The 14016-nt window shown below is 36.8% G+C and carries 15 protein-coding genes; 12 read left to right on the plus strand and 3 right to left on the minus strand.

Features of this window, described 5'->3' with window-relative positions:
- Positions 1–11 precede the first annotated feature (11 nt).
- The 6 genes from AC0L0O_RS01955 to uvrC all read left to right on the plus strand — a co-directional run bounded on the left by AC0L0O_RS01955 (position 12) and on the right by uvrC (position 5712).
- Complete coding sequence (locus tag AC0L0O_RS01955; protein WP_000742222.1) at positions 12–599, plus strand: TetR/AcrR family transcriptional regulator; 588 nt, start codon at positions 12–14, stop codon at positions 597–599.
- Between the two features lie 11 nt (positions 600–610).
- Positions 611–1387 carry an enoyl-CoA hydratase gene (locus AC0L0O_RS01960; protein WP_473785637.1) on the plus strand — a complete coding sequence of 259 codons (777 nt, stop codon included), beginning with the start codon at positions 611–613 and terminating at the stop codon, positions 1385–1387.
- A 78-nt stretch (positions 1388–1465) separates the two neighbouring features.
- Positions 1466–2239 carry an electron transfer flavoprotein subunit beta gene (etfB, locus tag AC0L0O_RS01965; protein ID WP_001029030.1) on the plus strand — a complete coding sequence of 258 codons (774 nt, stop codon included), beginning with the start codon at positions 1466–1468 and terminating at the stop codon, positions 2237–2239.
- 36 nt (positions 2240–2275) lie between these two features.
- Positions 2276–3253 carry an electron transfer flavoprotein subunit alpha gene (etfA, locus tag AC0L0O_RS01970; RefSeq protein WP_000101963.1) on the plus strand — a complete coding sequence of 326 codons (978 nt, stop codon included), beginning with the start codon at positions 2276–2278 and terminating at the stop codon, positions 3251–3253.
- A 211-nt stretch (positions 3254–3464) separates the two neighbouring features.
- Entirely contained in the window at positions 3465–3779 is a 315-nt protein-coding gene (gene trxA, locus AC0L0O_RS01975; RefSeq protein ID WP_001018943.1) for a thioredoxin, read from the plus strand.
- Between the two features lie 148 nt (positions 3780–3927).
- Positions 3928–5712 carry an excinuclease ABC subunit C gene (uvrC, locus tag AC0L0O_RS01980; protein ID WP_000544275.1) on the plus strand — a complete coding sequence of 595 codons (1785 nt, stop codon included), beginning with the start codon at positions 3928–3930 and terminating at the stop codon, positions 5710–5712.
- 114 nt (positions 5713–5826) lie between these two features.
- Here the strand turns inward: uvrC and AC0L0O_RS01985 are convergent, their stop codons facing one another.
- Positions 5827–6276: a YslB family protein gene (locus AC0L0O_RS01985; RefSeq protein ID WP_000042224.1), complete on the minus strand. Its 450-nt coding sequence runs from the start codon at positions 6274–6276 to the stop codon at positions 5827–5829.
- A gap of 300 nt (positions 6277–6576) precedes the next feature.
- Here AC0L0O_RS01985 and sdhC point away from each other — a divergent pair, with 300 nt between their 5' ends.
- The 4 genes from sdhC to AC0L0O_RS02005 all read left to right on the plus strand — a co-directional run bounded on the left by sdhC (position 6577) and on the right by AC0L0O_RS02005 (position 10312).
- On the plus strand, positions 6577–7203 hold the full coding sequence (gene sdhC, locus AC0L0O_RS01990; RefSeq protein ID WP_000678351.1) for a succinate dehydrogenase cytochrome B558: 627 nt from the start codon (positions 6577–6579) through the stop codon (positions 7201–7203).
- Positions 7204–7216: 13 nt separating this feature from the next.
- Entirely contained in the window at positions 7217–9010 is a 1794-nt protein-coding gene (gene sdhA / locus AC0L0O_RS01995; RefSeq protein WP_000676737.1) for a succinate dehydrogenase flavoprotein subunit, read from the plus strand.
- Positions 9003–9764 (plus strand): succinate dehydrogenase iron-sulfur subunit, encoded by a 762-nt coding sequence (gene sdhB, locus AC0L0O_RS02000; RefSeq protein WP_001291827.1) that lies wholly within the window; start codon positions 9003–9005, stop codon positions 9762–9764. The genes sdhA and sdhB overlap by 8 nt, the downstream gene beginning before the upstream one ends.
- 101 nt (positions 9765–9865) lie before the next feature.
- Positions 9866–10312 carry an acyl-CoA thioesterase gene (locus tag AC0L0O_RS02005; RefSeq protein WP_428888959.1) on the plus strand — a complete coding sequence of 149 codons (447 nt, stop codon included), beginning with the start codon at positions 9866–9868 and terminating at the stop codon, positions 10310–10312.
- A gap of 36 nt (positions 10313–10348) precedes the next feature.
- On the opposite strand, the gene AC0L0O_RS02010 is transcribed toward AC0L0O_RS02005, so the two are convergent.
- Positions 10349–11128, minus strand: coding sequence for a M15 family metallopeptidase (locus AC0L0O_RS02010; protein ID WP_000720184.1), 780 nt, complete (start codon positions 11126–11128; stop codon positions 10349–10351).
- Positions 11129–11392: 264 nt separating this feature from the next.
- On the opposite strand from AC0L0O_RS02010, the gene motA reads away from it, so the two are divergent.
- Positions 11393–12187 (plus strand): flagellar motor stator protein MotA, encoded by a 795-nt coding sequence (gene motA, locus AC0L0O_RS02015; protein WP_000344861.1) that lies wholly within the window; start codon positions 11393–11395, stop codon positions 12185–12187.
- Positions 12177–13001 carry a flagellar motor protein MotB gene (motB, locus tag AC0L0O_RS02020; RefSeq protein WP_473785638.1) on the plus strand — a complete coding sequence of 275 codons (825 nt, stop codon included), beginning with the start codon at positions 12177–12179 and terminating at the stop codon, positions 12999–13001. The genes motA and motB overlap by 11 nt, the downstream gene beginning before the upstream one ends.
- Here the strand turns inward: motB and AC0L0O_RS02025 are convergent.
- Positions 12934–13761, minus strand: a complete 828-nt coding sequence (locus tag AC0L0O_RS02025; RefSeq protein WP_428888962.1) for a 5'-nucleotidase, lipoprotein e(P4) family — start codon at positions 13759–13761, stop codon at positions 12934–12936. The genes motB and AC0L0O_RS02025 overlap by 68 nt on opposite strands.
- Positions 13762–14016: the final 255 nt, after the last annotated feature.

Below are 14016 nucleotides of genomic sequence, written 5' to 3' on the forward strand. Positions count from 1 at the left end.
GGGACAGTAAAGTGAAGAAAAATAGACCGAAATACAATCAAATTATTGATGCGGCAGTCATTGTGATTGCGGAGAATGGGTACCACCAAGCGCAAGTTTCTAAAATAGCAAAGCAAGCTGGGGTAGCTGATGGCACGATTTATTTATATTTTAAAAATAAAGAAGATATATTAATATCCTTATTCCAAGAGAAGATGGGAGAATTTGTCGAAACAATTCGTCAAAAAACAGCAGGAATTGAAAGCGCTGTATCGAAGTTATTCATGTTGGTAGAAACGCACTTCTTGCTGTTGTCGCAAAATGATCCTCTTGCTATCGTTACGCAATTAGAGCTAAGACAGTCCAATCAAGACTTACGCCTGAAAATAAATGAAGTATTAAAAGGCTACTTACAAGTCATTGATGAGATTTTAGAGACAGGTATAAAGCAAGGTGAATTCCAAGCTGATTTAAATGTTCGCGTGGCAAGACAAATGATCTTTGGAACAGTAGATGAAGTTGTGACCAATTGGGTAATGAGCGATCATAAGTATGATCTGGTCGCACTTTCAAAAACGGTACACGGGCTACTTATTGCAGCTTGTGGTTATCGTCAATAATGGGAGGGATCATGTTGAAATTCCTATCTGTAAGAGTTGAAGATCATATCGCGGTGGCTACGTTAAATCATGCGCCAGCTAACGCGATGTCTTCACAAGTTATGCATGACGTTACTGAATTAATTGATCAAGTGGAGAAGGATGATAATATTCGTGTTGTTGTTATTCATGGTGAAGGGCGCTTCTTCTCGGCGGGAGCAGATATTAAAGAATTTACATCTGTTACTGAAGCGAAGCAAGCGAATGAATTAGCGCAGCTTGGACAAGTTACGTTTGAGCGCGTTGAAAAATGTTCAAAACCAGTTATCGCGGCAATTCATGGAGCGGCACTTGGCGGCGGCCTTGAGTTTGCTATGTCTTGCCACATGCGCTTTGCAACTGAAAGCGCAAAACTTGGTTTACCTGAATTAACACTTGGATTAATTCCTGGATTTGCAGGTACACAGCGATTACCACGTTATGTTGGGAAAGCGAAAGCTTGTGAAATGATGTTAACAAGTACACCGATTACTGGTGCAGAAGCATTAAAATGGGGACTAGTTAACGGAGTTTTTGCTGAAGAAACATTTTTAGATGATACGCTTAAAGTTGCAAAACAGATTGCTGGAAAAAGCCCAGCGACGGCCCGTGCTGTACTAGAGTTATTGCAAACGACGAAATCGTCTCATTATTATGAGGGTGTACAACGCGAAGCTCAAATCTTTGGTGAAGTATTTACGAGTGAAGATGGAAGAGAAGGTGTAGCAGCATTTTTAGAAAAGCGTAAGCCTTCATTTAGTGGCAGGTAGTTCAATTATTTTTTTAATATAAATTAACAGAAAATTAAAATTGATAGAATCTTTCTGAAAAACAAGGGGGTAAATGGAATGAACATCTACGTACTCATGAAACGAACATTTGATACAGAAGAAAAAATCGTAATTAAAAACGGTGCAATTTACGATGGCGAAGCGGAATTCATCATCAACCCTTACGATGAATATGCGATTGAAGAAGCAATTCAAGTAAGAGACGCACAAGGTGGAGAAGTTACTGTTGTAACAGTCGGTGGCGAAGATAGTGAGAAAGAACTTCGTACGGCGTTAGCGATGGGCTGTGATAAAGCGGTATTAATTAATATTGAAGATGATGTAGAAAATGGTGACCAGTTTACAACAGCAAAAGTGCTTGCTGAATATTTAAAAGATAAAGATGCAGATTTAATTTTAGGCGGAAACGTTGCAATTGATGGTGCATCTGGACAAGTTGGTCCGCGTGTAGCTGAAGCATTAAATATTCCGTACGTAACGACAATTACAAAACTTGAAATTGACGGTACAAACGTGAAGATTGAGCGCGATGTTGAAGGTGATACAGAAGTGATTGAAACTTCATTACCAGTTTTAGTAACAGCACAGCAAGGTTTAAATGAACCGCGTTATCCATCGCTTCCAGGTATTATGAAAGCGAAGAAAAAGCCACTAGAAGAATTAGAATTAGATGATTTAGATTTAGAAGAAGATGATGTGGAAGCAAAGACAAAAACAATTGAAATCTATTTGCCTCCTAAGAAAGATGCAGGAAAAGTGTTACAAGGCGAGCTGCAAGATCAAGTAAAAGAACTTGTATCGTTGCTCCATACAGAAGCGAAAGTAATCTAATAAAATACGAAATTATATATGCAGGAGGGAAAATCTATGGCTCGTAAAGTATTAGTAATGGGTGAAGTTCGTGATGGATCGCTACGTAACGTTTCGTTTGAAGCGGTAGCAGCAGCAAAAACAATTGCAGAAGGCGGTGAAGTAGTAGGTCTTCTAGTTGGAGACAGCGTTGCTTCTTTTGCAAATGAATTGATTCATTACGGTGCAGATCGCGTTGTGACAGTTGAAAATGATAAATTAAAATCATATACATCTGATGGCTATGCACAAGCATTTTTAGCTGTATATGCTGAAGAAAATCCAGAAGGTATTGTATTTGGACATACAGCACTTGGGAAAGATTTATCACCAAAATTAGCAGCGAAGCTTGAAGCTGGTCTAGTTTCTGACGTAACTGCTTTAGAAGTTGAAGGTGGAAATGTTATCTTCACTCGTCCAATCTACTCTGGTAAAGCATTTGAGAAGAAGATTGTAACAGACGGCATTTTATTTGCGACAGTGCGTCCAAATAACATCGCAACGCTTGAAAAAGATGAGTCTCGCAGTGGTGACGTGTCTTCTATTACAGTAGATGTGAAAGACTTGCGTACAATCATACAAGATGTCGTCCGTAAGACGGCAGAAGGCGTTGACCTTTCAGAAGCGAAAGTGATTATCGCTGGCGGACGCGGTGTGAAGAGTGAAGACGGATTTAAACCATTAAAAGAGTTAGCTGACGTACTAGGCGGCGCTGTGGGAGCATCTCGTGGTGCTTGTGACGCTGAGTATTGCGATTATTCATTACAAATTGGTCAAACTGGTAAAGTTGTTACACCAGACCTATACATTGCGTGCGGTATTTCTGGTGCGATTCAGCATTTAGCTGGTATGTCTAACTCAAAAATAATCGTTGCGATTAACAAAGACCCAGAAGCAAGTATCTTCAAAGTAGCTGACTACGGTATTGTTGGCGATTTATTTGAAGTCGTACCACTTTTAACAGAAGAGTTTAAAAAGTTAAAAGTACATTCATGATTTGAGTACCCTTGAGTTCCAAGTGAAGTACCCCTATATATAGAAAAAGGTGAGAGATCCCCTGTCTCTCATCTTTTTAGTATTTAATCCGTATTTTTATATAGTATAAAGGAACACTTTTTTGTTACAATACATAACGATACATATTATTCGCCACGTATATAAGTTAATGATATACTCTTGGTAGAATATACTTGAAGGAGGAAATAAAATGGCAATTGTAAACGCAAATGACCAAAGCTTCGCAGCAGAAACTAGCGAAGGTGTTGTATTATTAGATTTCTGGGCACCTTGGTGTGGACCTTGTAAAATGATCGCTCCTGTATTAGAGGAAATTGATGCAGAACTAGGCGAAAAAGTAAAAGTAGTAAAAGTAGACGTGGATGAAAACCAAGAAACTGCTCGTCAATTCGAAGTAATGAGCATTCCAGCTCTTTTCGTATTAAAAGACGGTAAAGTAGTTGATCAAGCGTTAGGTTACAAACCGAAAGAAGCGTTAGTAGAATTAGTTTCTAAACACTTCTAAAATAAAGGAGCTACCATTTGGTAGCTTTTTTTATTTTCCTTTTTTACACCTTTCCGTTACAATAAAAGAACGTATGTTGGGTGTTTTGGCATAGTATGTTTTCATGTGAAAATAAAAATGCTAAGCATGTAGAAATGGAGGGTAACGAGTGCACGAACATTTAAAAGAAAAATTGGCTATTTTACCAGATCAACCTGGTTGTTATTTAATGAAAGATAAGCAAGGAACGGTTATATATGTCGGAAAGGCAAAAGTGCTTAAAAATCGTGTGCGCTCGTACTTTACTGGTTCGCATGACGGGAAAACACTTCGGCTAGTAGGAGAAATTGTAGATTTTGAATATATTGTAACGTCCTCAAATCTAGAGGCGCTCATTTTGGAGTTAAACTTAATAAAAAAACATGACCCAAAATATAATATTCAATTAAAAGATGATAAAACATATCCTTTTATTAAAATTACAGCTGAGAAACAACCGCGCTTACTTATTACGCGAAATGTAAAAAAGGATAAAGGAAAGTATTTTGGCCCTTATCCGAATGCACAATCAGCTCATGAAACGAAAAAACTGCTGGATCGTATGTATCCGCTTCGTAAGTGCTCAAATATGCCGGATAAAGTTTGTTTATATTATCATATGGGTCAATGTTTAGCACCTTGTGTGAAAGAAGTGACGGAAGAACAAAATAAAGAAATTGTAGATGAGATTATTAAGTTTTTAAATGGTGGGCATAAAGAAGTTCGTTCAGAATTAGAAACAAAAATGTATGAAGCTTCAGAGAAACTAGAGTTTGAACGTGCAAAAGAGTTACGTGATCAAATCGCTCATATCGATGCGATTATGGAAAAACAAAAGATGATTATGAGTGATTTAGTGGACCGTGATGTGTTTGGCTATGCAGTTGATAAAGGGTGGATGTGTGTTCAAGTTTTCTTCGTTCGGAAAGGAAAGTTAATTGAACGTGATGTTTCTATGTTTCCAATATATGATGAACCAGAAGAGGGATTCTTAACGTTTATCGGTCAATTTTATGAAAACAGCAGTCATTTTAAGCCGAAAGAAATAGTTGTTCCAGGAAGTATAGACTCAGAATTAGTAGAACGCTTTTTAGAAGTGGAAGCGACACAGCCGAAACGCGGTAAGAAAAAAGATCTTGTAGAACTGGCAAATAAAAATGCGAAGATTGCCCTGGAAGAGAAATTCTATTTAATTGAACGTGATGAAGAGCGAACGATTAAAGCTGTAGAGAATTTAGGGAAGCAGCTCGGAATTGAAACGCCTTATCGTATTGAAGCATTTGATAACTCAAATATTCAAGGGACAAATCCTGTTTCTGCAATGATTGCTTTTATTGATGGGAAACCAGCTAAGAAAGAATACAGGAAATATAAAATTAAAACAGTTCAAGGACCAGATGATTATGAGTCTATGAGAGAAGTTGTGAGACGCCGTTATACAAGGGCGCTGAAAGAGGGTTTACCTTTACCAGATTTAATCATTATTGATGGCGGAAAAGGTCATCTGGCGGCTGCAAGTGATGTTCTAGAAAATGAGCTCGGTTTATATATTCCGATGGCAGGTCTTGTAAAAGATGACAAACATAAAACATCTCATTTAATTATTGGAGATCCACCTGAACCTGTGATGCTGGAGAGAAATAGCCAAGAATTTTATTTATTGCAGCGTGTTCAAGATGAAGTGCATCGATTTGCAATTACATTTCATCGTCAATTACACGGGAAATCTGTCATTCAATCAGCACTGGATGATATTCCTGGAATCGGTGATAAACGGAAAAAGGTATTGTTAAAACATTTTGGTTCATTAAAGAAGATGAAAGAAGCTTCTATAGAGGAATTTGTCGAAGCAGGTATGCCGAAAAATGTCGCAGAGACGATTTATACTTATTTAACAGATAAGAAGACGTTGTAGTTTACAATGTCTTCTATTTTTTGGTATAATTTCTGAAGATTTAAAATAAATCTAAATGAATGAAAATACGAAAAAGTCAACTAAACTTATATGTCTAGTTGACCGCGGGTAATGCTACACTTCAATAAGATCTTTTATATCCCATTTCACAAGAAATGTAATAGAGTCTGAACGTTTTTTCTTTTCTTCGTAGGACTCTGCAACGACGTTTCGTTGCTTTTGAATTTGTTCAGCGATGAATCCAGCTTCTAATTGATAAGAAGAATGTCTTTTTTGTTTTTGACGTTCAGCAATGAGCGTGCCTTTAAGTTGGAACTGCATTTCACGACGCTTATGTTCAATAATGCTTAAAGTGCCCCAGCCAGCTTTTTCAAAGAACTGAATGACTTCTTCAATTGTTTCTAGTGGATATTTTCTTGCAAGGTTTCTACCGGACCAGTATAAAATACCATCTAAATCGTTACCGATTAAATCAGGTAGTAATTCTTCACGTAGCAATTCATAAGCGAAGGCGTTCAATGAAACATCTTCTAAAGATGTTGTATCGATTGTATTTTTACTCACAATATTCCCCTCTTTCTATAGGGATTATTATATAACATTTCCCATTTATAAAAACAGATTTTTCTTTAGGAAAATCTGAATATATAAGAAGAAAAAAAGAAATGGCAAATTATATGCAAATTATGTATACGTTTTCTTGACGCTTCGACAAAAATAGGAGTAAAATGAACTTGGTATCAAATTATGCTGAAATATTTCGAATAATTTTTTCAGTTTTTCTTATGCCAATAGTGAAAAAACATTATTGCCATAAACTAATCTGAAAACAGCAGTCAATCACTCAAGGGGGGTAATGGGGACATGAAAGGCCGCGAGTATACGTTTCGTAAGTGGCACTCATTAATGGGGGTCATCCCGGTTGGTGTCTTTTTGACGCAACATTTAATTGTAAACAACTTTGCAACACGAGGAGCAGAGGCTTTTAACAAAGCTGCAGGCTTTATGGAGCTCCTTCCATTCCGGTATGCGCTAGAAATTTTCATTATCTTTTTACCAATACTGTACCATGCTATATATGGCTTATATATTGCATTTACAGCTAAGAACAATGCGGTTTCTTACGGTTATTTCCGTAACTGGATGTTCGTCTTCCAAAGAATTTCAGGTATCGTTACGCTGATTTTCATTGCTTGGCACGTCTGGGAAACTCGTATTCAAGCAATGTTAGGTAAAGAGGTAAACTATGATATGATGGCTGATATTTTAAACAATCCAGCTATGTTCGCATTCTACTTAGTTGGTGTTGTTTCAACAATTTTCCACTTTGCAAATGGACTATGGACATTCTGCATTAGCTGGGGAATTACAGTATCACCACGTTCACAAAGAATCTCTACTTATGTAACATTAGCTATTTTCTTAGGTCTATCTTATGTAGGTGTGAGTGCATTATTAGCGTTCATCGATCCACAGCTAGCAAACCAGTAAGGAGTGGGAGAGCATGAAAGGGAAACTTATAGTAGTCGGCGGTGGCTTGGCTGGCTTAATGGCAACGATTAAAGCGGCGGAAGCAGGAGTAAATGTTGAACTGTTCTCTTTAGTACCAGTAAAACGTTCGCATTCTGTATGTGCCCAAGGTGGAATTAACGGTGCCGTGAATACGAAAGGTGAAGGGGATTCTCCATGGATCCACTTTGACGATACAATTTATGGTGGGGACTTCTTAGCGAACCAACCACCAGTTAAAGCAATGTGTGAAGCAGCACCTGGTATCATTCATTTAATGGACCGTATGGGTGTTATGTTCAACCGTACGGAAGAAGGACTTCTTGATTTCCGTCGTTTTGGTGGAACGCAACATCACCGTACAGCATTTGCTGGTGCAACAACTGGACAGCAATTACTATACGCATTAGATGAGCAAGTACGTCGTCATGAAGTAGCAGGACTTGTAACGAAATATGAAGGTTGGGATTTCTTACGAGCTGTTGTTGATGACGAAGGTGTGTGCCGAGGAATCGTTGCACAAGACTTACAAACAATGGAGATTAAAAGTTTCGGAGCTGATGCCGTGATTATGGCAACAGGGGGCCCTGGTATCATCTTCGGAAAATCAACTAACTCTATTATTAATACAGGTACAGCAGCTTCTGCTGTATATCAACAAGGCGCATATTATGCAAACGGTGAGTTCATTCAAATTCACCCAACGGCAATTCCTGGAGACGATAAATTACGTCTTATGAGTGAATCTGCACGTGGTGAAGGTGGACGTGTTTGGACATATAAAGATGGTAAACCATGGTACTTCTTAGAAGAAAAATATCCGGCTTACGGAAATCTTGTACCTCGTGATATCGCAACGCGTGAAATCTTTGATGTTTGCGTAGAGCAAAAACTAGGTATTAACGGTGAAAATATGGTTTACTTAGATCTTTCTCATAAAGATCCGAAAGAACTAGATATTAAACTTGGTGGAATTATTGAAATCTATGAGAAATTTACAGGTGATGATCCTCGTAAACTACCAATGAAAATCTTCCCAGCTGTTCACTATTCAATGGGCGGACTATGGGTTGATTATAAACAGATGACAAATATTCCAGGTTTATTTGCAGCAGGTGAGTGTGATTATTCTATGCACGGTGGTAACCGTCTTGGTGCGAACTCACTATTATCAGCAATTTACGGTGGTATGGTAGCAGGACCAAATGCAATTGAATATATGAAAGGTCTTTCTAAATCATCAGATGCTGTTTCATCTACTGTGTATGAACAAAATGAATTAATCGAAACAGAGAAATTTAACAATATTTTAACGCTCGATGGTAACGAAAATGCGTATGTTCTTCATAAAGAGCTTGGAGAATGGATGACAGATAATGTTACAGTAGTTCGTGAAAATAAAAAATTATTAGAAACAGATGCAAAAATTGAAGAGTTAATGGCTCGTTATAAACGTATTAACATTAACGATACAGCAAGATGGAGTAACCAAGGTGCTTCATTTACACGCCAACTTGCAAATATGTTTGAGCTAGCACGTGTTATTACAATTGGTGCATATAACCGTAATGAGAGCCGTGGAGCGCATTACAAACCTGAATTCCCAAATCGTGATGATGCAAACTTCTTAAAAACTACGATGGCAAAATTTGAAGGAGAAGGAAATGCACCAGCATTCCATTACGAAGATGTGGATATTTCATTAATTAAACCACGTAAACGTGATTATTCTTCAAAACACGATGTAGCTGCTAAGAGTGAAGAGAAGGGGGATAAACAACATGTCTGAGAAAACAATCCGCCTCATCATTACGAGACAAGACGGACCAGACGCGCAAGCGTTTGATCAAGAGTTTGAAATTCCTTATCGTCCAAATATGAATATTATTTCGGCGCTTATGGAAATTCGCCGTAATCCTGTTGATTCAAAAGGAAACCAAACGACTCCAATTGCATGGGATATGAACTGTCTAGAGGAAGTATGTGGCGCATGTTCGATGGTGATTAACGGAAAACCACGTCAATCATGTACAGCACTTATCGATCAATTAGAGCAACCAATTCGCTTAAAACCGATGAAGACATTCCCGGTTGTTCGTGACTTACAAGTTGACCGTAGTCGCATGTTTAATGCTCTAAAACGTGTTAAAGCTTGGATTCCAATTGATGGTACGTATGACTTAGGACCAGGGCCAAGAATGCCAGAGAAGAAACGTCAATGGGCTTATGAGCTTTCAAAATGTATGACATGTGGTGTTTGCTTAGAATCATGTCCAAACGTAAATAGTAAATCTGACTTTATTGGACCAGCACCGTTATCACAAGCTCGTTTATTCAACTCACATCCAACGGGTGAAATGCATAAAGCAGATCGCTTACGTGCAATTATGGGTGATGGAGGACTTGCAAACTGTGGTAACTCTCAAAACTGTGTGCAATCATGTCCAAAGGGTATTCCATTAACAACTTCAATTGCGGCGTTAAACCGTGATACAACAATTCAATCGTTCAAAGATTTCTTTGGTAGCGACAATAACTATTAATAAATATTGCCTCTTCATATCGAAGAGGCAATATTTATAACTTTATTTTTCTGTTTATTCTGTTTATTCTTTTTATTCGAAGGTGAAAAGGAGAGGGAACAATGAAGAGGATTTCTTATATTGAAGACTTTGAGCAATGGGAAAGTGGTTTTTCGTTTTACAACTCTGTAAAGGTTCGTTTTGGTGAAGTAGATATGTTTGGACATGTAAATAATGTCGTTGCCTTTACCTATTTTGAAGAAGCACGTATCGCATTGTTTAAAGAACTTGGATTTATGCAAGAATGGACGCATGAATCTTCAGAAACGATGATTGTTGTTGCGGATTTACAATGTAATTTTATTAAGCAAATATATTTTGATGAACAGTTGAAGGTGTATGTAAAGGCGGGATCAGTTGGGAATTCTTCATTAGATTTGCATTATATGGTGAAGAATGTAGAAGGAGAAGTTTGCTTAGTTGGTCGTGGAATGATGGTTCAAGCATCGAAAAAAACGGGAAGAGGCGAACCGTGGCCTGAAGAGTGGAAGAAAAAATTACTACAATAATAGAGTGAAAGAAAAATAAGAGAGCAAAACGCTCTCTTATTTTTTGTCTTCCATCGCTTCTTCTAATGTTAAATGATGTTTATATATGTATGTAGCGTATGGATTTCCAACGTAGCGCAAATGCCACGGTTCATATGAATATTCGGTTGTTTCTGTTTTATCTTCTAAATAACGAATGACAAAGCCAAATTCATGAGCATGTTTTGCAACCCATTTACCTTCGGCTGTCTCTCCAAAAATAGGCTCTAATTGGAATTTAGCAGATTTTGAACTAATATCCATTGCTAAACCAGTTTGATGTTCACTCGTACCAGGAATAGCGCTTACTGAATCTGCCTCGGCTTTTCCTTGACGTCTAACGTATGTATCATGTAATGATTTTTGGCGTTTGTATGAACGATAACCAGATACAGCTGTAAGTTCAAGTCCTTCTTTCTTTGCTGCTTCAAACATATTTTCAAGCGCATCTGCAGCATCTTTGCGTAGCAATGTTTTTTCTTTATCTTTCGGACTAGTAAATGGTACATTTGGTCTTGTTAAGTCTTCAGGTGTGTATCCATCTGGTAGTTTTCGATGTTTATTAACTAATACAAGGTTAGAATCTGGATTTGTTACAACGGAAAAATCATTGTCTAGCTTCTTGGCGTTATGATCAGCTTTTGGAAAAGCAGGAATCTCTTCTTTTTGGTGATTACTATGTTGTTGACTTTCGACAGCTCTCGCCTCGTTTTGTAGTGGTGATTTGGAACCGAAATAAGCGAAAGATGTGATACCGATTACAATAGTAGCGGCAGAAATAATAATTATTTTTTTCATGATGCCTTGTAATCACAATCCTTTCTTAATAGAATATGTATTGTTTTTATTATAAGTCTAGTTTGTTGAAAAAGAAATATAAGAGTCGTAACGTAATAGAAATGCAAAGAAAATGTCAGAAAATGTGTGAAATTGTAGTATTTTTTCATTTAATTCATTTCTTATCTTTCATGAAATGAATTTTTTATGTAATATATATACATAAGAAGATGTAGCGATTATCGAGAATAAGGAACTTCTTGTATAGACTAGGAGTGAATGGGAATGGATTTTGCAACAATTATTGGACTTATTTTAGGATTTGTAGCAGTGGTAGTAGGGATGGTTGTCAAGGGCGCTGACGTAACATCCTTATTGAATCCTGCCGCGGCATTAATTATTTTTATCGGTACATTAGCTGCAGTATGTATAGCCTTTCCGATGAATCAACTAAAAAGAGTTCCAAAATTATTTAAAGTTCTTTTTGGTTCAAATAAAAAGGATTTAAGTTATGAACAGTTGCTAGAATTATTTGTTCATTGGACATCAGAAAGTAGAAAATACGGTATTTTGTCTTTAGAGCAACAATTAGACAAAATTCAAGATGAATTTCTTTTACGTGGTATGAAATTTGTAATTGATGGCGTATCTGCAGAAGATTTAGAACAGATTTTAGAAGCTGAATTAGAAGCAATTGAAGAAAGGCATGCAAAGGGAGCTGCAATTTTTTCTCAAGCTGGTACATATGCACCAACACTAGGGGTTTTAGGTGCTGTTATCGGTCTTGTAGCTGCACTTGGTAATTTAACTGATATTGAAAAGTTAGGACATGCTATTTCAGGTGCGTTTATTGCGACGATTTTTGGTATTTTTTCAGGTTATGTATTATGGCATCCATTTGCTAATAAGTTAAAACAAAAATCTGCAGCTGAAATCGAAAAAAAGCGTTTAATCATTGATTGTTTATTAATGTTACAAGAAGGTACATATCCGTTTATTATGAAGAACCGCATTTTAGGTTCACTATCTGCGACTGAGCGTAAAAAGCTAGAAAAAGGAGCAGAAAAAAATGCGGAGTAAGAAAAATAGAAGAGGCAAAAAGAAAAAACATGAGGAACATATTGATGAAACGTGGTTAATTCCATATTCTGACATGTTAACGTTGTTATTTGCACTGTTTATCGTTTTATTCGCAATGAGTAGTATAGATGCAGCGAAGTTTAAACAGATGGCAGTAGCGTTCCGAAGCGAACTAGCAGGTGGAACAGGAAATAAAGAGTTTTTAAGTGATCAGAAGCCAAATGATGAAAAGGAATTATCAGCAAGTAGCCTTGAGACAGAACAAGCAAAAAAACAAGAAGAAGCTAGAGAAAAAGAAAAAAAAGAAATGGATGAATTGAAAGCATTACAAAAAAAGATTGATCAATATATTAATGAAAAGCAATTATCCTCTTCTTTTCAAACTAAATTAACTGAAAAGGGATTAATGGTAACGATATTAGAAAATGTACTATTTGATTCTGGGAAAGCCGACGTGAAATTAGAATCACTAGGTATTGCGAAAGAAATGTCTAGCTTACTTGTTTCAGCGTCACCTCGTGAAATCACAGTATCTGGTCATACGGATAATGTCCCTATTGCCAACGCACAGTTTGCATCGAATTGGGAATTAAGTACGCAGCGGGCAGTTAATTTTATGCAAGTATTGCTCCAAAATAAAGAATTACAACCAGAAAAATTTAGTGCGATTGGTTACGGCGAATACCGTTCAATTGCTCCAAATGATACACAAGAAGGAAAGGCGAAAAATAGACGTGTAGAAGTGTTTATTTTGCATCAAATGATTTTAAGTTGTCATGACGGATTTTATCTTTTTCTGCATCTGATTTTTTGAAATTATAATCATATAAAGCGCCTTCCCAATCACCATACATCGGATTTGGGAAAATAATAAATTTCTCACCAAATTGTGCTTTTGAATCTGCTACTGCTTGATTGCGATCTTTTACAGACTTTCCATCAAAACCAGTGAAGTCAGATAAGTTATCACCGAAGAATAAGACGATATCATGTGTTTGAGAAACAAGTTCACGTCGTTTTTCTTTTCCTTTTTCTTTCGGGTCTTGTAGTAATATATGTTCTTTTGTTGCTTGAGGAGCACCTACACGCTCAAGATTTTTAATTGTTGCATCTAGTTGGTTCGTTTTACGATTTGAGATGTAGTAAATATCTACACTTTTAGACTCTGTATATTTTAAGAAATCAATTGCACCTGGGAGGGCTTCAGCTTCAGCCTTATTAATCCAATCATCCCATTTATATGGATAGCCTTTGCCTGTTTTTACGCTCATTGCTTGATGAGGACTGTTGTCTAAAACAGTTTCATCTAAATCAAGTACGATAGCAGGTTTTTTCTCTGTCCCTTTTGCAAGAACTGCATCAAGCTTCAATTGACCGATATTGTATCCTTGGTAGTACAGTGCTTTCATTTCACCGGCTGTTTGATACCATAAATCAGCCATTAATTGCTGGTCTGTTAATTTTACTTTCTCTTCTTTCGCCACTGTTTTCTCTGTTATTCCTGAACATGCTACAAGCGATGTAGATAGAACCGCTACAGATAATAAAGTGGTAATGCCCCTCTTCATCTTCATATGTACCCTCCTTGATGTTAGAAAACCAGTTAATATTATATATCGAAAAATAATATTTTTTGTATGAACATTTGCATATTGTCTTTTGTATATATAGTAGTATGTCCTATATTAGAAAGATGAGAAAAAATGATGGGAATTATTTTGACAAGTTTAATTGTCGAAATGACAATTATAATTGACAAATCATGTGATTTTATTTACAATTTTAACTAAATGAAACAAATGATGGATTAGAGAGATGCTACATAATAA

This window comes from Bacillus sp. GS3m_15504 (assembly GCF_055825275.1).

Excerpts from the sequence above, each read along its gene's own strand:
- AC0L0O_RS01960 (WP_473785637.1), top strand. The coding sequence starts at position 611 with ATGTTGAAATTCCTATCTGTAAGAGTTGAAGATCATATCGCGGTGGCT.
- etfB (WP_001029030.1), top strand. The coding sequence starts at position 1,466 with ATGAACATCTACGTACTCATGAAACGAACATTTGATACAGAAGAAAAA.
- etfA (WP_000101963.1), top strand. The coding sequence starts at position 2,276 with ATGGCTCGTAAAGTATTAGTAATGGGTGAAGTTCGTGATGGATCGCTA.
- trxA (WP_001018943.1), top strand. The coding sequence starts at position 3,465 with ATGGCAATTGTAAACGCAAATGACCAAAGCTTCGCAGCAGAAACTAGC.
- sdhC (WP_000678351.1), top strand. The coding sequence starts at position 6,577 with ATGAAAGGCCGCGAGTATACGTTTCGTAAGTGGCACTCATTAATGGGG.
- sdhA (WP_000676737.1), top strand. The coding sequence starts at position 7,217 with ATGAAAGGGAAACTTATAGTAGTCGGCGGTGGCTTGGCTGGCTTAATG.
- sdhB (WP_001291827.1), top strand. The coding sequence starts at position 9,003 with ATGTCTGAGAAAACAATCCGCCTCATCATTACGAGACAAGACGGACCA.
- AC0L0O_RS02005 (WP_428888959.1), top strand. The coding sequence starts at position 9,866 with ATGAAGAGGATTTCTTATATTGAAGACTTTGAGCAATGGGAAAGTGGT.
- AC0L0O_RS02010 (WP_000720184.1), bottom strand. The coding sequence starts at position 11,128 with ATGAAAAAAATAATTATTATTTCTGCCGCTACTATTGTAATCGGTATC.
- motA (WP_000344861.1), top strand. The coding sequence starts at position 11,393 with ATGGATTTTGCAACAATTATTGGACTTATTTTAGGATTTGTAGCAGTG.
- motB (WP_473785638.1), top strand. The coding sequence starts at position 12,177 with ATGCGGAGTAAGAAAAATAGAAGAGGCAAAAAGAAAAAACATGAGGAA.
- AC0L0O_RS02025 (WP_428888962.1), bottom strand. The coding sequence starts at position 13,761 with ATGAAGATGAAGAGGGGCATTACCACTTTATTATCTGTAGCGGTTCTA.